The 22,044-nt window shown below is 66.6% G+C and carries 21 protein-coding genes; 14 read left to right on the forward strand and 7 right to left on the reverse strand.

Going from position 1 to position 22,044, the window contains the following annotated elements; genetic code table 11:
• Positions 1 to 90: 90 nt before the first annotated feature.
• The 8 genes from C7455_RS15415 to C7455_RS15445 all read left to right on the forward strand — a co-directional run bounded on the left by C7455_RS15415 (position 91) and on the right by C7455_RS15445 (position 7,321).
• Complete coding sequence (locus tag C7455_RS15415) at positions 91 to 972, forward strand: RNA polymerase factor sigma-32 (protein ID WP_109669710.1); 882 nt, start codon at positions 91 to 93, stop codon at positions 970 to 972.
• Positions 969 to 1,103, forward strand: a complete 135-nt coding sequence (locus tag C7455_RS20620; protein ID WP_281269418.1) for a hypothetical protein — start codon at positions 969 to 971, stop codon at positions 1,101 to 1,103. The genes C7455_RS15415 and C7455_RS20620 overlap by 4 nt, the downstream gene beginning before the upstream one ends.
• 3 nt (positions 1,104 to 1,106) lie before the next feature.
• Entirely contained in the window at positions 1,107 to 1,919 is an 813-nt protein-coding gene (locus tag C7455_RS15420) for a ChaN family lipoprotein (RefSeq protein ID WP_245904365.1), read from the forward strand.
• 63 nt (positions 1,920 to 1,982) lie between these two features.
• A complete protein-coding gene (gene coaBC / locus C7455_RS15425) occupies positions 1,983 to 3,179 on the forward strand; it encodes a bifunctional phosphopantothenoylcysteine decarboxylase/phosphopantothenate--cysteine ligase CoaBC (protein WP_109669711.1) in 1,197 nt (398 codons plus the stop codon).
• 48 nt (positions 3,180 to 3,227) lie between these two features.
• On the forward strand, positions 3,228 to 3,695 hold the full coding sequence (gene dut / locus C7455_RS15430) for a dUTP diphosphatase (RefSeq protein ID WP_109669850.1): 468 nt from the start codon (positions 3,228 to 3,230) through the stop codon (positions 3,693 to 3,695).
• Positions 3,695 to 4,744: a HesA/MoeB/ThiF family protein gene (locus C7455_RS15435; RefSeq protein WP_109669713.1), complete on the forward strand. Its 1,050-nt coding sequence runs from the start codon at positions 3,695 to 3,697 to the stop codon at positions 4,742 to 4,744. The genes dut and C7455_RS15435 overlap by 1 nt, the downstream gene beginning before the upstream one ends.
• 63 nt (positions 4,745 to 4,807) lie before the next feature.
• Positions 4,808 to 5,242 (forward strand): DUF4399 domain-containing protein, encoded by a 435-nt coding sequence (locus tag C7455_RS15440; RefSeq protein WP_109669714.1) that lies wholly within the window; start codon positions 4,808 to 4,810, stop codon positions 5,240 to 5,242.
• Between the two features lie 57 nt (positions 5,243 to 5,299).
• Positions 5,300 to 7,321, forward strand: coding sequence for a M3 family metallopeptidase (locus tag C7455_RS15445; RefSeq protein ID WP_109669852.1), 2,022 nt, complete (start codon positions 5,300 to 5,302; stop codon positions 7,319 to 7,321).
• A gap of 460 nt (positions 7,322 to 7,781) precedes the next feature.
• Here C7455_RS15445 and C7455_RS15450 read toward each other — a convergent pair whose 3' ends face one another.
• Both C7455_RS15450 and C7455_RS15455 read right to left on the reverse strand, forming a co-directional pair.
• Complete coding sequence (locus tag C7455_RS15450) at positions 7,782 to 8,915, reverse strand: MFS transporter (RefSeq protein ID WP_109669716.1); 1,134 nt, start codon at positions 8,913 to 8,915, stop codon at positions 7,782 to 7,784.
• A gap of 48 nt (positions 8,916 to 8,963) precedes the next feature.
• A complete protein-coding gene (locus tag C7455_RS15455; RefSeq protein WP_245904373.1) occupies positions 8,964 to 9,431 on the reverse strand; it encodes an SH3 domain-containing protein in 468 nt (155 codons plus the stop codon).
• Between the two features lie 351 nt (positions 9,432 to 9,782).
• Between C7455_RS15455 and C7455_RS15460 the strand changes: the two genes are divergently transcribed.
• The 6 genes from C7455_RS15460 (at position 9,783) to C7455_RS15485 (ending at position 15,896) form a co-directional block, all read left to right on the forward strand.
• Positions 9,783 to 10,769 carry a 2-hydroxyacid dehydrogenase gene (locus C7455_RS15460; protein WP_109669719.1) on the forward strand — a complete coding sequence of 329 codons (987 nt, stop codon included), beginning with the start codon at positions 9,783 to 9,785 and terminating at the stop codon, positions 10,767 to 10,769.
• On the forward strand, positions 10,769 to 11,680 hold the full coding sequence (locus C7455_RS15465; protein ID WP_109669721.1) for a hypothetical protein: 912 nt from the start codon (positions 10,769 to 10,771) through the stop codon (positions 11,678 to 11,680). Before C7455_RS15460 ends, C7455_RS15465 begins: the two co-directional genes overlap by 1 nt.
• Positions 11,681 to 11,713: 33 nt before the next feature.
• Positions 11,714 to 12,796, forward strand: coding sequence for an NAD(P)/FAD-dependent oxidoreductase (locus C7455_RS15470; protein ID WP_109669722.1), 1,083 nt, complete (start codon positions 11,714 to 11,716; stop codon positions 12,794 to 12,796).
• Between the two features lie 78 nt (positions 12,797 to 12,874).
• Positions 12,875 to 13,339: a hypothetical protein gene (locus C7455_RS15475; protein ID WP_146200022.1), complete on the forward strand. Its 465-nt coding sequence runs from the start codon at positions 12,875 to 12,877 to the stop codon at positions 13,337 to 13,339.
• Positions 13,336 to 13,995 (forward strand): DUF938 domain-containing protein, encoded by a 660-nt coding sequence (locus C7455_RS15480; RefSeq protein WP_425450651.1) that lies wholly within the window; start codon positions 13,336 to 13,338, stop codon positions 13,993 to 13,995. Before C7455_RS15475 ends, C7455_RS15480 begins: the two co-directional genes overlap by 4 nt.
• Before the next feature lie 86 nt (positions 13,996 to 14,081).
• On the forward strand, positions 14,082 to 15,896 hold the full coding sequence (locus C7455_RS15485; protein WP_170119102.1) for a patatin-like phospholipase family protein: 1,815 nt from the start codon (positions 14,082 to 14,084) through the stop codon (positions 15,894 to 15,896).
• On the opposite strand, the gene C7455_RS15490 is transcribed toward C7455_RS15485, so the two are convergent.
• The 5 genes from C7455_RS15490 to C7455_RS15510 all read right to left on the reverse strand — a co-directional run bounded on the left by C7455_RS15490 (position 15,893) and on the right by C7455_RS15510 (position 21,898).
• The gene (locus C7455_RS15490) at positions 15,893 to 18,397 is read right to left on the reverse strand and encodes a GcvT family protein (protein WP_109669856.1); all 2,505 of its coding nucleotides are present in this window, start codon (positions 18,395 to 18,397) and stop codon (positions 15,893 to 15,895) included. The genes C7455_RS15485 and C7455_RS15490 overlap by 4 nt on opposite strands.
• A gap of 289 nt (positions 18,398 to 18,686) precedes the next feature.
• A complete protein-coding gene (locus tag C7455_RS15495) occupies positions 18,687 to 19,766 on the reverse strand; it encodes a BMP family ABC transporter substrate-binding protein (protein WP_109669727.1) in 1,080 nt (359 codons plus the stop codon).
• Complete coding sequence (locus C7455_RS15500) at positions 19,763 to 20,575, reverse strand: ion transporter (RefSeq protein ID WP_109669728.1); 813 nt, start codon at positions 20,573 to 20,575, stop codon at positions 19,763 to 19,765. The genes C7455_RS15495 and C7455_RS15500 overlap by 4 nt, the downstream gene beginning before the upstream one ends.
• A gap of 11 nt (positions 20,576 to 20,586) precedes the next feature.
• Entirely contained in the window at positions 20,587 to 21,510 is a 924-nt protein-coding gene (locus tag C7455_RS15505; RefSeq protein ID WP_109669858.1) for an ABC transporter permease, read from the reverse strand.
• A 13-nt stretch (positions 21,511 to 21,523) separates the two neighbouring features.
• Complete coding sequence (locus C7455_RS15510) at positions 21,524 to 21,898, reverse strand: hypothetical protein (RefSeq protein WP_146200023.1); 375 nt, start codon at positions 21,896 to 21,898, stop codon at positions 21,524 to 21,526.
• Positions 21,899 to 22,044 lie beyond the last annotated feature (146 nt).

The following is a 22,044-nucleotide window of genomic DNA, read 5'->3' on the forward strand; positions in this document are numbered from 1 at the left end:
CTGCAAAGTGAACCGAACGGTCTTTCGCTGCGTAACGGATATGAAACGCTCTGTGAAAAGGCGTTCGCAACACCAACCGGGGGGTGCAACATGGCACTTGATATGGGTGGAGACCACAGCCTCAGCCGCCGCGCGATGCGGGCGGAACTTCTGGATGCCGAGACCGAATTGAAACTGGCCTATGCGTGGCGCGACCAGCGCGACGAAGAGGCGCTGCATCGCCTGATCACCGCCTACATGCGCCTGGCGATTTCCATGGCCGCCAAGTTCAAGCGTTATGGCGCCCCCATGAATGACCTGATCCAGGAGGCGGGGCTTGGCCTGATGAAGGCCGCCGACAAGTTCGACCCCGACCGTGGCGTGCGTTTTTCGACCTATGCCGTGTGGTGGATCAAGGCCTCGATCCAGGATTATGTGATGCGCAACTGGTCGATGGTGCGCACGGGTTCCACCTCCAGCCAGAAATCCCTGTTCTTCAACATGCGCCGGGTGCAGGCGCGTCTTGAGCGTGAGGCGATGGCAGCAGGCCAGTCCCTCGACAAGCATCAGATGCGCCAGATGATCGCGACAGAAGTGGGCGTTCCCCTGCATGATGTCGAGATGATGGAGGGCCGTCTTGCCGGATCGGACTATTCGCTGAATGCCACGCAATCGGTCGATGACGAAGGGCGCGAATGGATCGACGCGCTGGAGGATACCAGCACGCAGGCCGCCGAGATCGTCGAGGAAGCCCATGACACCGAGCAGTTGCGCGACTGGCTGATCATCGCCATGCAGGCGCTGAACGACCGCGAACGCTTCATCGTGCGCGAGCGCAAGCTGCGCGAGGAGCCCCGCACGCTCGAAAGCCTTGGGGCCGAACTGGGCCTGTCCAAGGAACGGGTGCGCCAGCTCGAAGCCGCCGCCTTCGCCAAGATGCGCAAGACGCTCGAGGCGCAATCGAAGGAGGTCCGGTCATTCTTCGCCGCATGATGCTTCACGCGCCGCTGGCCTTGCTGGCGGTGCTTTTCGCTTATTCGCTGGCAACCGCCTCGCCCGAGGCGAGCGGGCCTGTAACGGTTGACCGGCCCTTGGTCTTGATGACCTTCGCCGCCTTGCGCTGATCCGTGGGGCGGCTTTCCCTTGTGCTGCTGGGTGGTCTGGCCGCCTTTGCAACTGATGCCGCCGCGCAGGCGACGGCGCAAGACGTTGTGGCTGCGGCCGAAGGCGCGCAGATCGTCATCCTTGGCGAGGTGCATGACAACCCCGGTCACCACGCGGTGCAGGCCGAGGTCATGGCAGGCCTTGGACCAAGTGCCATCGTGTTCGAGATGATCTCGGCCGAGGGTGCTGCGCGTGTGACGCCCGATGTTGCCACCGATCCCGTTCGTCTGGCCGATCTGCTGGATTGGGCCAACTCCGGCTGGCCGGATTTTGCATTCTACGCGCCGCTCTTTGCCTTCGGAGCAGAGGTTCCGATCTACGGGGCGCAGATTGACAGAAACGCAGCGCAGGGCGCATTCGCCGAGGGTGCGGCCGCCGTTTTCACGGGCGACGCGGCGCGTTTCGGGCTCGAGCAACCGCTTCCCGCCGAGGAGCAGGAGGCGCGTGAGGCCGAGCAGTTGGCGGCCCATTGCGACGCCTTGCCACCCGAAATCCTGCCCGGTTTCGTTGAGGCCCAGCGGCTGCGCGACGCGGCGCTGGCCGAAGCGGCGCTTGCGGCGCTGGCGGCGCATGGGGCCCCGGTCGTGATCATCACCGGAACTGGCCACGCGCGCCGCGATTGGGGCGTGCCTGCGGTGCTGGCGGTGGCCGCCCCCGGAACGACGGTGTTTTCGCTTGGCCAGTTCGAGGTGGCGCCGCAAGGGGATGTTCCTTTCGATCTCTGGGCGCTGTCAGACCCGGTGGACCGGCCCGACCCCTGCGCGGGTTTTCGTTGAAAGAGATTGCCCTTGCCGGGGCGGGCCCCTACGCTTTTCCCGCGTGGAACAAGGTGGGCCATCATGCTGGCGGGCAAGCGGATTCTCCTCATTATCGGCGGCGGCATCGCGGCCTATAAATCGCTCGACCTGATCCGGCGGCTGCGCGATCAGGGTGCCTCGGTCGTACCGGTGCTGACGCGGGCGGGCGAGGAATTCGTGACGCCGTTATCAGTTTCGGCGCTGGCAGGCGAAAAGGTCTATCGGGACCTTTTCGACCTGACCGACGAGGCCGAGATGGGCCATATTCAGCTTTCGCGCGCGGCCGAACTGGTGGTCGTCGCACCCGCGACGGCCGATCTGATGGCCAAGATGGCCAACGGACATGCCAATGACCTTGCGTCCACCTTGCTGATGGCGACCGACAAGCGGGTGCTGATCGCACCCGCAATGAATGTCCGGATGTGGGAGCATCCGGCCACGCGTCGCAACCTTGCCACGCTGCAGGGCGACGGCGTGCTGGTGGTGGGGCCCAATGACGGTGCCATGGCCTGCGGCGAATTCGGGCCGGGGCGGATGGCTGAGGTGCCCGAGATCATGGCCGCCGTGGGGGCTGCGCTGACCGAGGGACCGCTCAAGGGGCGGCATGTTCTGGTGACGTCGGGCCCGACGCATGAACCGATCGACCCGGTGCGTTACATCGCCAACCGATCCTCGGGCGCGCAGGGGACTGCGATTGCGGCGGCGCTGCGCGATCTGGGGGCGAGGGTGACCTTCGTGACCGGGCCTGCAAGCGTGCCGCCGCCGGGTGGCGTCACCGTGGTGCGGGTGGAAACGGCGCAGGAGATGGCAGGCGTGGTCAAGGCGACCTTGCCGGTTGATGCGGCCGTCTTCGCAGCCGCGGTTGCCGACTGGCGCGTGGCCAATGCGGCCGGCCAGAAGATGAAGAAGGACGGCACCGGCACATTGCCCATGCTCGAATTCGCGGAGAACCCCGACATTCTGGCGGGGGTGGCGCAGATGGGCGCCGGGCGGCCCCGGCTGGTCGTGGGCTTTGCCGCCGAGACCGAGACGGTGGAGGCCCACGCCACGGCCAAGCGCGCGCGCAAGGGTTGCGACTGGATCGTGGCCAATGACGTCTCGCCCGGCACGGGCATCATGGGCGGGTCCGAGAACGCGGTCGTGCTGATCACTGCCGACGGAGCCGAGGTTTGGCCGCGGATGGCCAAGCCCGAGGTGGCGCGGCGTCTGGCCGCGCGCATCGCGGCAGCCTTGGCCTAAGCTTCCAGCGACGCATATGCATATTTGGGGAAAGATGAAGGGGGCGATGTGGTCGTTCTGATCGAGGTTTCGCGCGAGGATTGGGCGGATCATGCCGTGGCCTTGCCCGATTACGCGACCGCCGGGGCGGCGGGCGCCGATCTGCGCGCGAACCTGCGGGCTGAGGATCGGCTTGTTGGGCTGTGGCTCAAGCCCGGGGCGCGGCTGCTGGTGCCCACAGGGCTGCGCGTGGCGATCCCGCCGGGATTCGAGATGCAGATCAGGCCGCGGTCGGGGCTGGCGTTGAAACATGGGGTGGGCCTGCCCAACAGTCCCGGGACGATCGACAGCGATTATCGCGGGCCGCTGGGGGTGATCTTGGTGAATTTCGGCGAGACGGCGTTTCGGGTGCGTCATGGCGCACGGATCGCGCAGGCGGTGGTGGCGCCGATGGTGGTGGCACGGTTCGAGGCGGTCGCGGGGCTGGACGCGACAGCACGGGGCGCGGGCGGTTTCGGCTCCACCGGGGTGGGCTGATGCTGTTTGTTCTGATCCTTGCCGCGGGTCTGTGGGGGCTTGGCCATCTGATGAAGGCGCCCGTGCAGGCACGTCTCTACATGCTGGGTCTGTTGTATCTGGCGGTACTGGCGGTGCAGGTCGCCTTGCCACAAGGCAATGCGCTGCGCGCCACCGTCGGCGGATCGCTGGCGGAATGGCTGGTACTAGGCGTGCTGGTGGCGGTGGTGATCGGCTATCGCGCGGCTCTGGCGCGCGTCCGGGCGCGGGCCGAGACGGTGGAGGCCGGGCGCGCCGTGCCGGTGGTGCAGCGCGGGTCCTTCGCCGACGAGGAACTGGAGCGCTACGCCCGCCACATCACGCTGCCCGAAATCGGCGGGACGGGACAGCGGGCGCTCAAGCAGGCGTCGGTTCTGGTGATCGGGGCGGGGGGGCTTGGCTCGCCCGCGATCCTCTATCTCGCGGCGGCGGGCGTCGGGCGGATCGGGGTTATCGACGCCGACAGCGTCAGCCTGTCGAACCTGCAGCGGCAGGTGATCCATACCGACGACCGGCAGGGCATGCCCAAGGTGTTCTCGGCCCAGAAAGCGGTAGGGGCGCTGAACCCCCGGATCGACCTGCGCCCCTACAACCGGATGTTGACGCCCGAGATCGCCGAGGGCCTATTCGCCGAATACGACCTGATCCTCGACGGCACCGATGCCTTCGCCACCCGCGCCATGGTCAATGCAGCCGCAGTGGCGGCAGGCAGACCGGTGATCGCGGGGGCCATTTCGGCCTGGGAGGGGCAGGTGACGCTCTATGATCCGGCGGGTGGCGCGCCCTGCATGGCCTGCATATTTCCCAAGGCGCCCGCGCCGGGCCTGTCGGCGACCTGCGCCGAGACCGGGGTGATTGGCGCGCTTCCCGGTGTGATCGGCGCGATGATGGCGCTGGAGGCGGTAAAGGAGATCACGGGCGCGGGGCGAGGCCTGCGCGGGCGGATGGTGATCCATGACGCTCTGCATGCCGAGACCCGCGAGATCGCGGTCAAGCGTCGCCCCGATTGCCCGGTCTGCGGCGGCGATTGAGGCCGGATTGGACTTTTGCGCGGCGTGACCCAGATTTCCCTTACGTCAAGGGAGGACGCTGCCATGAAACATCTTTTCACTGCCATTTTGCTTGCCACTGCTGTCCCCGCCTTCGGACAGGGCATGCCTGCGCCCGAGGGGGCGGAGGTCTATTTCATCAGCCTCGAGGACGGGGCCAGTGTCACGTCGCCGGTGACCGTGCAATTCGGTCTGTCGGGAATGGGCGTTGCGCCCGCTGGCACCGATGCGCCGAACACCGGGCACCACCACCTTTTGCTCAACCGGCCGCCGCTGGGCGAGGGGCCTGACGGGGCGGAGGAGTTCCTGTACGGGCTGCCCGCCGATGACAACCACCGCCATTTCGGCGCGGGCCAGACCGAGGTCACGCTGGAGTTGCCCCCGGGCAGCCACACGCTGCAATTGGTGCTGGGGGACATGAACCATGTGCCTCATGATCCGCCGGTGGTCAGCCCGGTGATTACCATCACGGTGCAGTAACCCCTCGTAGCCATGGGCCATGCGGCCTATCTATCGGGGCAAAGGAGATTTGCCCCGATGACCAATCCGCTGCTAGAGACCTGGGAAACCCCCTTCGCCCTGCCGCCCTTCGACAAGATCGCGGACGACCAGTTCGCGCCCGCTATGGAGACAGCGCTGGCAGAGGGGCGAGCGGCGATTGGCGCCATCGCGGACAACCCCGATCAACCCAGTTTCGCCAATACGATCGAGGCGCTGGAACTGGCGGGCGACACGCTCGACCGGGTGGCGGGGGTTTTCTACAATCTGGCAGGTGCGGACTCGAGCCCCGTGCGCGAGGCCTTGCAGCGCGAATTTGCCCCCAAATTCTCGGCCTATTCCTCCGAAATCACCAATAACGCGGCCCTTTTCGCGCGGATCGACGATCTGTGGCAGCGGCGCGATACCTTGGGTCTCTGTGCAGAACAGATGCGGGTGCTGCGCCTTACCCATCGCGGCTTTTCCCGTTCGGGTGCCGCCCTTGAGGGGTTCGCGCGCGACCGGCTGACCGAGGTGAAGAGCCGTCTGGCGGTGCTCGGCACGACGTTCTCGCAAAACCTGCTGGCCGATGAGCGGGCGTGGGTCATGCCCCTGTCAGAGACCGATCTGGAGGGCTTGCCTGATTTCGTCATCGCCGCCGCGCGCGAGGCCGGGCGTGAAAAGGGGCATGATGTCCCGGTCGTCACCCTGTCGCGGTCGCTGATCGTGCCGTTCTTGCAATTCTCGCCCCGCCGCGACCTGCGCGAGATCGCCTACAAGGCATGGGTCGCGCGCGGCATGAACGGGGGCGAGACCGACAACCGCGACATCGCGGCGGAGGTTCTGGCGCTCAGGGCGGAACGGGCGATGCTCTTGGGCTACGACAGTTTCGCCGATTACAAGCTTGAGACCGAGATGGCAGGCAATCCGCATGCTGTGAGGGACCTGCTGATGCAGGTCTGGGAACCGGCGCTTGCGCAGGCGCAGGCGGATGCGGTCAAGCTGACCGCCATGCTGCATTCCGACGGCGTGAACGGCGAGTTGGAGCCGTGGGACTGGCGCTACTATTCCGAAAAGCGGCGGCTGGCCGAGCATGATCTGGATGAGGCGGAGCTGAAGCCGTATTTTCAGCTCGACGCGATGATCGAGGCGGCCTTCGATTGCGCGCGCCGCCTGTTCGGGCTGGAGTTCCGACCGCTTGACGTGGCGCTTTATCACCCAGACGCGCGGGCGTGGGAGGTGATGCGGGGCGGCAAGCATGTCGCGGTTTTCATCGGTGACTATTTCGCGCGCGGGTCGAAACGCTCGGGCGCGTGGTGTTCGGCGATGCGCAGCCAGAGGAAGCTGGGTGGGGATGTGCGGCCCATCGTTGTGAACGTGTGCAACTTCGCCAAGGGTGATCCCTGCCTCTTGTCCTACGATGATGCGCGCACGTTGTTCCACGAATTCGGCCACGCGCTGCACCAGATGCTGTCGGATGTAACCTATGGCTCGATCAGCGGCACGAGCGTTGCGCGCGATTTCGTGGAGCTGCCAAGCCAATTGTACGAGCATTGGCTGGAGGTTCCCGAGGTGCTCGAAAAACACGCCCTCCACGCAGTGACAGGCCAGCCGATGCCCCGCGCCCTGCTCGACCGGCTCTTGGCGGCGCAAACCTATGACATGGGGTTCCAGACAGTCGAATATGTCGCTTCGGCGCTGGTCGATCTGGATTTCCACACCAGCGAAGAGGCCCCCACCGACCCGATGGCTGCACAGGCCGTGACGCTGGAAGGGCTGGGAATGCCGCGTGCCATCGGCATGCGGCACGCGACGCCGCATTTCGCCCATGTCTTCAGCGGCGACGGCTATTCCAGCGGTTACTACAGCTACATGTGGTCCGAGGTGATGGATGCCGACGCCTTCGCCGCCTTCGAGGAGGCGGGTGGTCCCTTCGACACCGAGACGGCGCAAAAGCTGGAACGCTTCATCTTGTCGGCCGGCGGCAGCCAAGAGGCGGATGCGCTTTACACCGCATTCCGGGGCCGGATGCCGGGGGTCGAGGCGCTGCTGAAGGGCAGAGGTCTGCAGCGGGTGGCCTGAGCTGTTCGGCGGGCAGGGCGCGATCAGACGGTCGGCCCTTGGTGCCTCTCGTAACCCTTCTGTGCATGGCTTTTGCGCTGCATGTCACGCCTGTCCGGGCCCAAGAGGCGCTCCTCCGTGAACTTCTGAAAGCCTTCGGCGCAGGTGTCGGGGGGCGTGTCGTCGGGCGGTTGCAGAGCATCGGTGGGCGGAGTGGCGTGACGCGGCCGAGAGCCCGTCCGCCTTTGCCTTTGTCAACGAGATCATGGCGGGGATCACCACGGTCGACCCGATCATCGAGAGCGGAGGCAACGCGCATTTTGTTCACTCGTTTCAGGCATGCGGCCAATTGGATGATCCGTTGGCTGCCCATTTCGTGCCCGGAGGCGTCGCCGCGGATACGGAGGTCGCGCTTGTCGAGATCTTGCGGGGCTGCTTTGCGGCGCTGGCGACAGACGGCGTAGCGCCCTGGTGTGGACTCTCAGCGGGCGATGAGGCGGGCGGTAAGCGGAAAGGCCAGCATCAAGATGGCCAGAGCTCCAAAGGCCATGGCAAGGCTGCTCGCCTCGGCTACGAAGCCCACCAGCGCGGGGCCAAGCAAGATGCCCGCGTAGCCCGTGGTGGTGACGGCGGCGACGGCGAGGCCGGGGGCCATGTCGGGCTGGCGGGCCGCAAGGCTGAAGACCACGGGTACAAGGTTGGCGCAGCCCAGCCCGATCAGGACGAAGCCCAAAAGCGCCACGCCGACCATGCCCGGCACCAGCGTCAGCCCGATGCCCGAGATGGCGATCAGACCGCCCACAATCAGCACCGCGCGTTGACCCAAAGCCGCGACGATCCTGTCGCCGGTCAGCCGCGCCACGGTCATCGCCACCGAGAAGAGCATGTAGCCGATGCCTGCCGTCGTCGGCTCCAACAGGTCTTGGGCCACGATCAGCAGTGCGCCCCAGTCAAGCACTGCGCCTTCGACCAGAAAACAGATCGCCGCCAGCACCGCCAGCAGCAAAACCATGCCACGCGGCAGGGCCAGTTTGGGCGGGGCCCCACCTGCAGCGCGCAGAAAACGCGGGGTGGCGACGATCATCATGGCCAGCGCAAGGGTGCTGCCAACAGCGGCCGCCATCAGCGGCGAGGCGCCCGCCCAGAGCAGGCCGGTAACGCCGCCCGCGCCCAAGATGCCCCCGACGCTCCACATCGCGTGAAAGCCCGACATCATCGGGCGTTGCGCCCGGGTCTCCACCTCGGCGGCATGCACGTTCATCGCCACGTCGATGGTGCCGAGCGCCGCCCCGAAAAAGGCCAGTGCAACACCCAGCACCAGCACGGAGGGTGCCAGCACCAGCATCGGCAACAGCAAGACAAGGCCGTACCCCCCCAACAAGATCATCGGCCGCGCCCCCATGCGCGCGCTGATATACCCCGTCACCGGCATCGCCACGATCGACCCCAGCCCCAGACACAGAAGCAGCAGGCCAAATGTGCCTTCGCCCGCGCCGACCTGATCCTTGGCGAAAGGGATCAGCGGCGCCCAGCAGGCCATCACGAAACCCGCCGCCAGAAAGGCGAGGCGGGTGGCAAGGGCTGCCGCCGGAAGGGTCCGCGCTACGGGGATCATGTCGGGACTGCCAGACGAAGGGGGTGGGGGCTGCGCATCGCGCTTGGGTCAGTCGAAACTTTCGCCCGGGTCTACGCCCCAAAGCCCGCGGGCCTCGACCCAGCCGCGAAAGCCGCCAACTTCCATTTCGCACCAATCGACGCGGCATTGCCGCAGCGTGCCGATGACGCCCTGTTCAGCCTCCGCGCGCACCATCGAGGCACGGTCGGGCCGTTGATGCAGCGTCAGGCGTTCGGCCTCGACAATCGCGGTGCGTTCCCCGGACAAAAGCGTGTAATGGACCCAACCGCCTGCACCGTCCCGGTCGATGACGCGGCGCCAATGGCCGTGTTCGGCCACCACCATCACCGGCATGTTGCGGCGCTGAAACACCCAGTCGATCCTGTGGCTGCGCGACGGTCCGCGGCGGGCATTCGCCTCGGCCGCCTTGATCGAGACATAGCGCGGGATCGGAAAGCCGGTGACGGAGCCGACGGCCGGATCGCGGGGGGGGCTTGTGGCGGCGACATCCTCGATGGGCTGGGCCTCGTCGGGCACGGCGGCACTTGCAGGGGCAGGTGTCGGGGCGGGTTGCGCGGTCGTCTCGAGTGCCGCCAACGTCAGAGGTCGGGGAACCGGATCTGTCCTGGGCCTGTCCTGTGCAAGCGCACCCCCCGCCAGCCCAATCAAGACCGAGGCCGTCAGAAGGCCACGCCACACTGCTTTTTGCATCCCACTCGTCCTGCGCTTGCCCGCCCCTTTTTGCATGGGGCGCGTCGTTTTTCTGCCTGCCGTCCGGGGGCTGCGGCGGCCACGCGGCTTGCGCCCCCGGTTCGGACCTGAGAGTGTCACGGCAGGCGCGCGAATGCCAGAAAAGGGAAGGGTCCGATGCCAGCTCAGCGGTTGAGTGTTGTCCTGACGCGACGGTTGCCCGAGATCGTCGAGACGCGGATGACCGAATTGTTCAACGTCCAGCTGCGCGAGGATGACACGCCGATGTCGCGCGCCGAGCTTGTGGCGGCGATGGCGCAGGCCGATGTGATCGTGCCCTGCATCACCGACCGGATCGACGGCGGGATGCTGGGGCAGGCGGGCGACCGGCTGAAACTCGTCGCGAATTACGGCGCGGGCGTCGATCATATCGACGTGGCGACGGCGCGCCAGCGCGGCATCCTCGTTTCGAACACGCCCGGCGTGATGACCGATGACACTGCCGACATGGCGTTGGCGCTGATCCTCGCCGTGTTGCGCCGGTTGCCCGAGGGCATGGCCGCGATGCAGGCGGGCAATTGGGACGGCTGGGCGCCCACCGCCTTCATGGGCGGGCGCGTCGCGGGCAAGCGGCTGGGCATCCTTGGCATGGGTCGCATCGGTCAGGCGGTGGCGCGGCGCGCGTCGGCCTTCGGGATGCAGGTGCATTACCACAACCGCCGCCGCCTTCATGCCGATATCGAAACGGCGCTCGAGGCGACCTATTGGGACAGTCTCGACCAGATGATCAGCCGGATGGATGTGATCAGCGTGAACTGCCCCCACACGCCCTCCACCTTTCACCTGATGAACGCGCGGCGGCTCAAGCTGATGAAACCGCAAGCCGTGATCGTGAACACGTCCCGCGGCGAGGTGATCGACGAGAACGCGCTGACCCGCATGCTGCGCGCGGGCGAGATCGCGGGCGCGGGTCTGGATGTGTTCGAGAAGGGCCGCGAGGTGAACCCGCGCCTGCGCGAATTGCCCAACGTTGTGCTGCTGCCGCACATGGGATCGGCCACGCGCGAGGGGCGGATCGAGATGGGCGAGAAGGTGATCATCAACATCAAGACCTTTGCCGATGGGCACCGGCCGCCGGATCTGGTCGTGCCGAGCATGTTGTGATGCGCCACCGCTGGCTTTGGGCGGTTGCGGGTCTGGTTAGCCTCGCCATTGGCGTCTTCGATGTGACAAACGAAAGGCCGCTGAACCCGACGCTTTGGCCCGCCACGGCGGCAGCCGAGGACATCGCCCTGTCGGCAGGCGCGGTCTATGTTTCGCTGCGGGTCATCAATGCGGCCCTGTCCACCGCGCAGGAGGTCGAGATCGGCGCTTCGATCGGCGCGCAGGCCAATCTTCAACCGCTGAAGTTCCTCGAGCCGCTGGACGACACCGTCGAACGGGTTGCAGGCGTGGTTTTTGTGATCGCGGCGGGGGCGGCGCTTGCCGGACTGGGTCTTGCGCCTGTTGCCGGTCTTGGGCTTTGTCTGCTGGGGATTGGTTGCCTGATCCGGGCAGCAGGTGAAGGCAGGCCCCGCCTCGCCGGGATCGAGGGCGCAGGCGCCTACGCGATGCGCATGGGGGCGGTGTTCGGTCTTGGTCTGCCGGTGATCTTTGCCCTTGGCGTCGGGCTCGGGGATGCGCTGACCGCCTCACGATGGGACCGTGCAATGTCCGACCTTGCCGGTGTCACCGAAGAGGCGCGCGTTCTTGTGGGCGCTGTTGTGGACGCCGAGCTTGCGGCGAGTGGCGTAGACCCCGGCGTTTTTGCGGAGGACGCGCAGACCGAAGCGGGGGGCGGGTGGTTCGACTGGATCGGATCCGGCGTCCAGTCGGTCGGAGAAGGGTTCGGCGGTGCGGTCGAGGCAACACGTCGCTACATCCGTGCGGGCGGCCTGCTCATGTCGCGCGCCGATGACGTGTTTTCGGCCTCGCTCACCATCATCGGTGTCTTCGTCCTGCGCACGCTGGTGTTGCCGGGGCTTCTGCTCTGGGCGCTCGTCGGGCTGATGCGCCGCGTTGTTGCGGCAGGCTAGACACCGCCCCGCACCCATGCCACCCCTCTGCCCATGACCCATGACTTCCTCATCGTCGGCGGCGGCATCGCGGGCCTGTCCGCCGGCGCGCGCCTGTCGGAGCTTGGCACCGTTCTGCTGCTCGAGGCCGAACCCGCGCTTGCCTACCACGCCTCGGGTCGGTCCGCCGCGCTCTATGAGGCGCAATATGGCAATCCCGCCACCATCGCTCTCAACCTCGCCTCGCGCGCCGATCACGAGACGCTGGGTGGCGGTGTGCTCAGCCAGCGCGGGTTGATGTTGCTGGCAGGCTTGGGCGAGGAGGAGGTCTTTGCCCATGACGCGGCGCAAATGGGTCTGGAGGTCATCGGGGCGGCTGAGGCGGTGGCACGTGTGCCCGCGCTGAACCCTGACGGCATCGCCGGGGCGGCGGTGCATGACGACGCCTGGGACATCGATACCGACCGGCTCATCCAGCATTTCGCCCGCACCATCAAGGCGCAGGGCGGCACCGTGCAGACGGGCGCCGCCGTGACCGCAATCCAAAAGACCGTCGGCGGCTGGCGGGTGCAGACCGCCGGGGGCGATTACACCGCCCGCCTTCTGGTCAATGCCGCCGGCGCATGGGCCGACGGTGTCGCCGCCATGGCCGGCATCGCGCCCATCGGCATCACGCCCTATCGTCGGTCGGTCGCCCGTGTGCCCGCCCCCGGCGGCCTTGACGTCTCACGCTGGCCCATGTTGCTGGGCGCGGGCGAGACATGGTATGCCAAGCCCGACGCGGGGCAGATGATCGTCTCTCCCGCCGAGGAAGACCCGGTGGCCGAACCTCATGACGCCTGGCCCGAAGACCTGATGCTGGCCGAAGGGATCGCCCGCTATCAGGCCTTTGTCACCCAAGAGGTCACGCGCCTGACCTCCTCCTGGGCGGGGCTGCGCAGTTTTTCGCCCGACCGCGCGCTGGTGCTGGGGCCCGAGCCTGCCGATCCCTCCTTTGTCTGGGTGGCGGGGCAGGGTGGCTACGGCTTCCAGACCGCGCCCGCCGCCTCGCGGCTGGTGGCCGATCTGGTCGCGGGCCGCGCGCCCGATCTTGATCCCCACATCGTGCAGGCCCTCTGCCCTTCGCGCTTTCGCTGAGGTCGGGGAAACCTGTGGTTTCCCACGGCCCGCGCGCCCACTAGACTGTTCCCATCCGTGACCACCAAGGAAAACGCCATGACATTTCCCCGCGCCCTCGCCCTTGCCACAGCCTTTTGCATGTCCGCCCTGCCTGCCGCCGCGCAATCGCAGCTCGACCGGATGCAGGTCGTGTCCGAACGGGCCAATACCCTCATGAACGAGGCCATGATCATCGAGATCCCCGCGCTTGCGGGCAACATGCCCGATCCCACATGGGATGACCCCATGCGCACGGCCTATGCCTGCATCCTCGATGGGTACGTCGCGGCCAGCAGCACGGGCGCGGTTGACAGCATGCTCGACGAGATGGAGGCGCTTTTGGAAGATGCCACCGCGGACTCGATCCTGAATGGCGATATGGCCGAGGATGCGATGCTGCCCGAAGGCGTAGACGAGGCGCAGGCGCAGGCGATCTTGATGAATTGCGGACTGATGGAGCTGATGATGACGCGCATGGCCGAAAGCGGTGCGATGGGCGTGATGATGCAGCAATCGCAGTGATCCGGCGGCTTGACCTGCCTGACGGGGGCGGCGCGGAGGCGGGCGATGCCCGGCTCTCGGCGCCCTCGGCCTTGCGCAACCGCGACCTGATTGCGGCGGAACTTGTGCGCCTGGCCCCTCCGCGGGGACGCGCGCTGGAGATCGCATCGGGCACGGGCGAGCATGTGGTGGTCTTTGCCGCCGCCATGCCGGGGCTGGATTGGCAGCCGACCGATCCCGATGCCGCGCGACGCGCCTCCATCGCCGCATGGGCACAGGATGCGGGCTTGCCCAATATCTTGCCGCCGCGACCGCTGGATGCCGCGCGGCCGGGCTGGTCGGATGAGCACGGCCCGGCCGACCTCATCGTGCTGGTCAACCTGTTGCACCTGATTTCCACGCCCGAGGCGGCGACGGTTCTGACCGAAGCGGCTGCGGCCCTTGCTCCGGCAGGGATATTCGCGCTCTACGGCCCATTTCTCCGCGATGGCACAGCGACCAGCGAAGGTGACGCCGCCTTTGACGCCAGCCTGCGCGCGCAAGACCCCGCCATCGGCTACAAGGATGTGATCTGGACCTGCGCGCAACTGGTCGCGGCGGGCCTGTCCCATGTCGAGACCGTTGCGATGCCCGCCAACAACCTGCTCTTGATCTTCGAGCGACGGGCCGCAACGTAACATCCCGAAAACCGTCGCTTTTCGGGCTACGTCCGCCTATGGTTGCGACCGGCCGGGCGGGGATAAGGCCCGGAGGAGAGATTTTGATGACGATTGCGGACGAGTTTGCCCCGCAAGGCCTGTTTGCCGTTCTCGAAGGGGCGGCGCTTGCGCTTTTGCCGCAACAGACGGTGCGCCGTGGTGATGTCCTGATTGCGGCGGGCACCTCGGCGGATGCGATGTATCTGGTCCGGACGGGCCGGTTTCGCGTGGCCCGCGACGGGGTCGATCTGGCCGAGATCGGGCCGGGATCGGTGATCGGCGAGATCGCGTTTTTCACCGGCCAACCCCGGACCGCCGATGTGATCGCCGCCCGCGACAGCGTGGTGCTGCGCGTCAGGCAACAGGATTACGAGGCGCTGTGCCGCGACAACCCCGGCCTCGCGCGCGCCATCTCCGGGGAACTGGCCGACCGTCTGGCGCGCACCTCGGCGCGGGTCGTGCCGGACCCCGGCCGCCCGCCTGCCCGCACCTTTTGCATCCTGCCCTGCGGTCAGGCACCCCTGCCGGCGCGCTTTGTCCCCGATCTGGCCGCAGCCATCGCGGCGCATCATTCGGTCGCCATCGTGACCGAGCAGAGCTTTCGCGAGGCCTTGGGGCCAAAGGCCGACCCCACCGGCCCGAAGGCCGTGAGCTGGCTGAACGATCAGGAACGCCGCGCGGAGATCGTCATCTTCGTCGCCACGCCCGAGACCGAGGCATGGTCGGAGGCGGCGCTGCGGCAGGCCGATCAGGTTATCTTTGTCGCGCAGGCGGTGCATTTCACCCCGCCCTCCGAGATCGAACGCATCGCCCTGTCGATCCTGCCCGAAAGCCAGCGGCGTCTGGTCCTTCTGCACCCCCACAAGATGCAGCGCGCCGCCGGTACGGGGCGCTGGCTCGACAGCCGCCCGGTCTTCTTGCACCACCATGTCGCGCTGACCGGCGACGGGGCCGACATGGCGCGGCTGGGCCGGTTCCTGTCAGGGCGCGCCATCGGTCTGGTCCTTTCGGGCGGGGGGGCGTTTGGCGTGGCCCATGTCGGCGTCTGGCGCGCGATGCAAGAGGCCGGGCTGCCCATCGACATCGTCGGCGGTACATCCGTGGGCAGTGCCATGGCAGGGGCCATCGCGCTGGGCGTGCCCGCGCATGAGATCGGGCCACGGGTGGAACAGATCTTTGTCCGCTCGGGTGCGATGCGGCGCGTCACCGTCCCGAAATACGCCTTTCTCGATCACAAGGTTCTCGATGCCGCCTTGCAAGAGCATTATGGCAGCGAGCCGGTCGAGGACCTTTGGCTGCCCTTCTACGCCATCTGCGCCGATCTTTCGACGATGCAAAAGCGCGTCCTGCGCCGGGGTCCGCTGTGGGAGGCGGTGCGCGCCTCCTCGGCCATTCCGGGCATCTTGCCGGCCTTGTTCACCTCGGACGGCGGGATGCTGGTCGACGGTGGGTGCATCGACAACATGCCTTACCGCGACATGCACGGATTGAAATCGGGGCCGAATGTCGTGGTCAATGTGCAGAAGGATACCACCAGCCGCATCCATGTCGATTACGACAGCCTGCCGGGGCGGGCCGAATTGCTCAAACGCACGGTGCTGCCCTTCGGCAAGCGCGCACCGCGCGCGCCGGGCGTGGTCTCGACCGTGATGCGCAGCCTGCTGGTGGGGCAGGGCGCCACGCATAGCGGCATGAACCCCGATGACCTGCACATCCGCCCGCCCGGCCTGAAGGGCGCGGGGTTCCTCGCCTGGTCGCAGCACAGGCTGTTCTACGAGATCAGCTACCGCCACGCGACAAACGAGGTGTTCGCCGATCTGTCCACCTCGGACGATCCGGCCAAGATCGCCTTGCGCCGTGCGGCGGGTCTGACCCCCTAGCCGTCGGCGCGGATGCGGGCGTTTTGCGGGTCGTGGGGGCTGTCCTCGACGACAACGGCATCCCACAATTCGCGGAACATGCGGACCTTGAGCTTCGTGCCCACAGCCGCCAGGTCAGGGCGCACATAGCCCATCCCGATCTGTTTGCCGAAAGCCACGGACCAACCGCCCGAGGTCAGCCGCCCGATCTTTTCATCGCCGGAATACAGCGCCTCGCGGCCCCAAGGGTCTGCATCTTGCGGCCCGTCGATCAGCAGCGTGACGCAAGACGCGCGGATGCCTGTCGCCTGCATCGCGGCCTTGCCGGCAAAGTCCTTCTGCAGATCGACGAAGCGGTCGAGCCCTGCCTCCAGGGGCGTCGCGTCGCGGCCCAGTTCCGTGCCGAAGGCGCGATAGCTCTTTTCTTGTCTCAGCCAGTTTTGCGCGCGGGCGCCCACGGGTTTCAGCCCGTGTTTCTCGCCCGCCAGCATCAGCTGGTCCCAGAGGTAGGTCTGCATCTCGATCGGGTGGTGCAGCTCCCAACCAAGCTCCCCGGTATAGGCTACCCGGATCGCGCGGACCGGGCACATGCCCAGTTCGATCTCGCGCATCGAGAGCCATGGAAACCGTTTGTTGCCCAGCACCGTCGCGGGATCGGCATCCCTGACCAGTTCCTTGAGCACATCGCGCGATGCGGGCCCCGCGATGGCAAAGACGCCCCATTGCGTCGTGACATCGTGGATGTCGACATGGGCACCACCCGCCGCCATGAATTCCTCGGACGATTTCAGCAGGTAATCGCCGTCATAGGCGGCCCAGCCCCCGGCGGAGATGAGGGTATAGGCGGTCTCGGCCTGCCGCACGATGGTGTATTCGGTGCGCACCGTGCCGGTTTGCGTCAGAGCATAGGTCAGGCTGATGCGTCCAACGGATGGCAGCTTGTTGGTGGTGAAGCGGTCGAGGAATTCCGTCGCCCCCGGCCCGCGCACCAGATGCTTGGCAAAGGCGGTGGCGTCGATCAGCCCCGCGGCACTGCGGATCGCCTCGGCCTCGGTGCGGGCGTACTCCCACCAGCCGCCCCGGCGGAAACTGCGCGTGTCGTGATCGAACCCCTTGGGCGCATCCTTGGGGCCAAAGTAATTCGGCCGTTCCCAGCCGTTCACGCAGCCAAACTGTGCCCCCATCGCGCGCTGCCGGTCATAGGCGGGCGCGGTGCGCAAGGGGCGGCAGGCCTCGCGCTCCTCGTCGGGGTGGTGAAGGATGAAGACATGCTCGTAGCATTCCTCGTTCTTCCGCGCGGCATATTCGGTCGTCACCCACGGCCCGTAGCGCTTGGGATCAAGCGCTGCCATGTCGATCTCGGCCTCGCCCGCGACCATCATCTGCGCAAGGTAGTGGCCGGTGCCGCCCGCCGCCGTGATGCCGAAGCTGAACCCTTCCGCCAGCCACATGTTGCGCAGGCCCGGCGCGGGGCCGACCAGCGGATTGCCATCGGGCGTGTAGCAGATCGGGCCGTTGAAATCGTCCTTGAGCCCCACTTCCTCCGAGGAGGGCAGGCGGTGGATCATGCTCATGTATTCCTCTTCGATCCGCTCCAGATCGAGGGGGAAGAGATCGGCGCGGAAGCTGTCCGGCACGTCATAGAGAAACCGCGCGGGCGCGTTCCGCTCATAGGGTCCAAGGATCCAGCCGCCGCGTTCCTCGCGCACATACCATTTCGCGTCGGCGTCGCGCAGCACGGGGTGCTCGGGGTTGCCAGCCTTGCGCCAGTCCACCAGCGCGGGGTCGGGTTCGGTCACGATATACTGATGCTCGACCGGGATGGCGGGGATCTTGATGCCCAGAAGCCGTGCGGTACGCTGGGCGTGGTTGCCGGTCGCTGTTACCACATGCTCGGCATGGATCACGGCGGTCTCGTCCGAGGGCACGAGGTTGCCGCCCTGCTCGACCATCTTCGTTACGGAAACCCGCCATTCCGACCCGTTCCATGCGTAGCCGTCGACCTGCCATTTCCGCTCGATCGCCACACCGCGCTGGCGGGCGCCCTTGGCCATGGCCATGGTGACATCGGCGGGGTTTATGTAGCCGTCGGTCGGATGATAAATGGCACCCTTCAAATCCTCGGTCCGCACCAGCGGCCAGCGCGCCTTGATCTGTTCGGGCGTCATCCATTCGACCGGAATGCCCACGCTTTCGGCCGTCGCGGCATAGAGCATGTATTCGTCCATCCGGTCTTGCGTCTGCGCCATGCGCAGATTGCCTACGACCGAAAAGCCCGCGTTCAGCCCCGTCTCCTCCTCCAGCGTCTTGTAGAACCGGACGGAGTAGTCGTGGATATGGCTCGTCGCATAGCCCATGTTGAAGAGCGGAAGCAGGCCTGCCGCGTGCCATGTAGACCCAGCCGTCAACTCGTCGCGCTCGAGCAGCATCACATCCTCCCAGCCCGCGCGGGCGAGGTGATAGGCGATCGAGGTGCCTACGGCACCGCCGCCGACGACGAGGGCTTTGACATGGGTCTTCATGATGTGCAGGTCCTTCGTGGGCGCCTCGGAAAATCCTGACCCTACCTGCCTCAGCCGCGCAAGCCGCGCCACGCCTACCCGACGCTAATTCGCGCGAAAGCGACAAGGCCCCGCCGCGCCCCCTTCTCTGTTTCGAAAATATCCCGGGGGAGGCGCGGCACGCGCCGGGGGCAGAGCCCCCCGCGCCGCGCCAGCGGCGCGCACCCGGGCGATGGCGCAGCCAGCGCAACCAGATGAAATGAAAAAGGCCCGCCACCGGGGCGGGCCTTTCGCAGTCACGCCGGAGCGATCAGTTCGGGATATCGCCCGTCATGCCCTCGACGTAGAACATCATCCCCGCCAGCGTGCCGTCATCGGCCACTTCGCCCTCGGCAAGCCAGGCCGTGCCGTCCTGCCGGTTGATCGGGCCGGTGAAGGGGTGGTACTCGCCCGCCCCGATCGCGTCGATCATGGCTTGCGCGGATGCGCGCACATCCTCGGGGATCGCGTCGGTCATCTCGCCGATCACGACCATGCCGGTGTCGATGCCTTCCCAGATGTCGCTTTGCGTCCAGGTGCCGTCCATCGCCTCGCCGACGCGGCGGATGTAGTAGGGCGCCCAGTTGTCGATGATCGAGGCCACCCGGGGCAGGGGCGCGAACTGGATCATGTCGGAGGCCTGGCCGAAGCTGATGATCCCCGCCTCCTGCGCGACCGTCTGGGGCGCGGTCGAGTCGGTATGCTGCATCAAAACGTCGACGCCCGCGTCGATCAGCGCCTGCGCGGCATCTGCCTCAACGGCGGGATCGAACCAGGTGTAGGTCCAGACCACGCGCATCTCGACATCGGGGTTCACCTCTCGGGCGTGCAGGAAGGCCGAGTTGATGCCCTGGATCACTTCGGGGATCGGGTAGGACCCGATGTAGCCGATGATGTTGCTTTCGGTCATCTGGCCCGCGATGTGGCCCAGTACGGCGCGGCCCTCGTAGAAGCGCGCGTTGTAGGTGGACACGTTGGGATGCTCGCGCAGATAGCCGGTCGCATGCTCGAAATAGACATCGGGGAATTGCGCCGCGACCGCATTGGTCGCCTCGCCATAGCCGAAGGACGTGGTGAAGACCATGTCGGCCCCGCCCAGGATCATCTGGGTGATCGCGCGTTCGGCATCCGCGCCTTCGGGCACGTTTTCAAGGAACACGGTCTCGACGCGGTCGCCGAAATGCGCCTCGACGGCAAGGCGGCCCTGGTCATGTTCGTAGGTCCAGCCGTAATCGCCCGGCGTGCCGATGTAGATGAAGCCGACCTGGAACGGGTCGTCCTGGGCTGCGACAGGCAGGGCCAAGCCCGCGGCAAGTGCCGCGGAAGCCAGGAGTTTGGGCATCAGTTTCATGGAATATCCTCCGTGTTGGATGGGGTGGTTGGGTGGTGTGCCGTCTGCGCGCCTGTCCCTTGGGCGCGCTTGTCGGGGTCAGGGTCGATGGGCGCGGGCGGTTCCGTCTGCAACTTGCCTGCTTCGGTCAGGGCGGCTGTGATCAGGCCCGCGGGCACGGCGATGACGCCGATCCCGATCAGCAGCACTGCGCCGGTGAAGATGCGCCCGCCCGCCGTTATGGGGTAGACGTCACCATAGCCTACGGTTGTCAGCGTCGCCACCGCCCACCAAAGGCTTTGCGGGATCGAGCTGAAGACGTCTGGCTGCGCGACATTTTCGAAATGGTAGATGCCGACCGCTGCAAGATACAGTGCGGTGATGGCGATGAACAGGAAGATGCCGAATTCTGCCCGCACGCTATAGACCGCATTCACGATCCGGTCGAGCGCGCGGTTGGCCTTGAACAGCTTGAGTATCCTGAGCAGGCGGAGCAGGCGCAGCGACCGTACCGTGGCCAGATCGGGGATCAGGAACACGATGGCCGGGACGATGGCGATGAAATCGATAATCCCCCAGAAGCTTAAGGCATAGCGCAGCGGATGGGGCGAACAGATCAGGCGCAAGGTGTATTCCAGCGCAAAGATGGCCAGGATCACGATCTCGGCCATGGCCAGTGCAGCGCGAAGGCCATCGGGCAGGCTCGGCATGGTCTCGATGGCGATCACGACGGCTGACACGACGATCAGCGCGTAGATCGCCAACGCCACGCCCCGACCCGCATGCGGGTGCGTGCCTTCGAGGATGTCGATGATCTCGGCCCGCCGCATGACGTTTGTCCTCAGCTCGACGCGTGGAACACGCGACCGAGGGCTGCGGGCGCGTTCAGCGCCGCGCGCCTGCGGTCGGACGAGATGATGACCAGCACCACGATAGTCACGATATAGGGCGAGGCATCCAGCAGCGCGACGGGCACCCCAACGTCGGCCGCCTGCAGGCGCAGTTGCAGCGCCGCGATCCCTCCGAACAGCCACGCGCCGAGCAGCACGCGCCACGGTTTCCACGATGCGAAGACCACAAGCGCCAGCGCAATCCAGCCCGCGCCAGCGGTCATGCCGTCAAACCAGTTCTGCACGCGGACGACCGACAGGAATGCGCCCCCCAGACCCGCACAGGCCCCCCCGAACAGGATCGTGGCAAAGCGGATGCGCACCACCTTGTAGCCCAGCGCATGGGCGGCATCGTGGTTTTCCCCCACGGCCCGGATCACCAGCCCGATCCGGGTGCGCGTCAGCACATACCAAACGGCCGCCACGATCCCTATGGCGATATAGATCAGGATCGAATGGGAAAACAGGATCGGGCCGGCAACGGGGATATCGCGCAAGGCTTCGGGAAAGGGGCGTGTCACCGATGGCACCGGCAGGCCCGAGTAGCCCGCCCCCAAAAGCGCGGCAAGGCCCAGCCCGAAGAGCGTCAGCGCCAGTCCCGAGGCGACCTGATTGGCCATCAGGACCTGCGTCAGCACTGCAAAGACAAGCGCCAGCGCCATCCCCCCCCCCATGCCAGCGGCAAAGGCCAGCGCGACCGACCCGGTCTGTTGGGCCGTGATGAAGCCGCAGACCGCGCCCATGATCATCATCCCCTCGACGCCGAGGTTCAGGACGCCCGATTTCTCGACCACCAGCTCGCCGATGGCGGCCAGCAGGACCGGCGTGGCGACGGTGATCAGGGCGACGATGAGGGTGACGGGGTCGATGATCATGCGGGTCCTGTCTTCATGGCAAAACACCATCGGTCCAGACGCCATGGACCAACCATAGGCCGCCGAGGATGAAACCGATCCAGCCCGCATGGGCGGTCAGCCAAGGCTTGGTCCGGGGCAGCCGCTCCGGGGGCGGTGTCGGCAGTGGCGGCAGGCCCCTGATCGCGCGCCAGCCGCGCCGGACACTCCATCCGATCACGCGCCGGACGCCTTCGAACAGCGTCTGCAACACAGCGAGGAAAAGGAAAACGGGCCATAGTACCCAAAGCCCGGCGTAGAGCAGCATGCCGCCACCGACCACGCCGAGGCTGATGCAGAGGCCCAAGAGAAACCAGCCGAAGGTGGGCCAGATCTCTGCGCGGGTGAAGGGCGGGCGGGGGGATGTCATGGCGATCCCCGCGATACCGGCGCCGTCAGCATAACGCAGGCAAGGGTAAGGGAGGCCCCAACCAGCGCCCAAACTGAAACGGAGCTGCGGCAGAGCCATGAGATCCGCGAAGCCCATGGTTTGTCGCGTTGGTACCACCGCAGATG

The organism is Roseicyclus mahoneyensis, assembly GCF_003148775.1.
Taxonomy (GTDB): domain Bacteria; phylum Pseudomonadota; class Alphaproteobacteria; order Rhodobacterales; family Rhodobacteraceae; genus Roseicyclus; species Roseicyclus mahoneyensis.

Coding starts and splice junctions, on each gene's coding strand:
- C7455_RS15415 (WP_109669710.1), top strand. CDS start 91: ATGGCACTTGATATGGGTGGAGACCACAGCCTCAGCCGCCGCGCGATG.
- C7455_RS20620 (WP_281269418.1), top strand. CDS start 969: ATGATGCTTCACGCGCCGCTGGCCTTGCTGGCGGTGCTTTTCGCTTAT.
- coaBC (WP_109669711.1), top strand. CDS start 1,983: ATGCTGGCGGGCAAGCGGATTCTCCTCATTATCGGCGGCGGCATCGCG.
- C7455_RS15435 (WP_109669713.1), top strand. CDS start 3,695: ATGCTGTTTGTTCTGATCCTTGCCGCGGGTCTGTGGGGGCTTGGCCAT.
- C7455_RS15440 (WP_109669714.1), top strand. CDS start 4,808: ATGAAACATCTTTTCACTGCCATTTTGCTTGCCACTGCTGTCCCCGCC.
- C7455_RS15445 (WP_109669852.1), top strand. CDS start 5,300: ATGACCAATCCGCTGCTAGAGACCTGGGAAACCCCCTTCGCCCTGCCG.
- C7455_RS15450 (WP_109669716.1), bottom strand. CDS start 8,915: ATGATCCCCGTAGCGCGGACCCTTCCGGCGGCAGCCCTTGCCACCCGC.
- C7455_RS15460 (WP_109669719.1), top strand. CDS start 9,783: ATGCCAGCTCAGCGGTTGAGTGTTGTCCTGACGCGACGGTTGCCCGAG.
- C7455_RS15465 (WP_109669721.1), top strand. CDS start 10,769: ATGCGCCACCGCTGGCTTTGGGCGGTTGCGGGTCTGGTTAGCCTCGCC.
- C7455_RS15470 (WP_109669722.1), top strand. CDS start 11,714: ATGACCCATGACTTCCTCATCGTCGGCGGCGGCATCGCGGGCCTGTCC.
- C7455_RS15475 (WP_146200022.1), top strand. CDS start 12,875: ATGACATTTCCCCGCGCCCTCGCCCTTGCCACAGCCTTTTGCATGTCC.
- C7455_RS15485 (WP_170119102.1), top strand. CDS start 14,082: ATGACGATTGCGGACGAGTTTGCCCCGCAAGGCCTGTTTGCCGTTCTC.
- C7455_RS15490 (WP_109669856.1), bottom strand. CDS start 18,397: ATGAAGACCCATGTCAAAGCCCTCGTCGTCGGCGGCGGTGCCGTAGGC.
- C7455_RS15495 (WP_109669727.1), bottom strand. CDS start 19,766: ATGAAACTGATGCCCAAACTCCTGGCTTCCGCGGCACTTGCCGCGGGC.
- C7455_RS15500 (WP_109669728.1), bottom strand. CDS start 20,575: ATGCGGCGGGCCGAGATCATCGACATCCTCGAAGGCACGCACCCGCAT.
- C7455_RS15505 (WP_109669858.1), bottom strand. CDS start 21,510: ATGATCATCGACCCCGTCACCCTCATCGTCGCCCTGATCACCGTCGCC.
- C7455_RS15510 (WP_146200023.1), bottom strand. CDS start 21,898: ATGACATCCCCCCGCCCGCCCTTCACCCGCGCAGAGATCTGGCCCACC.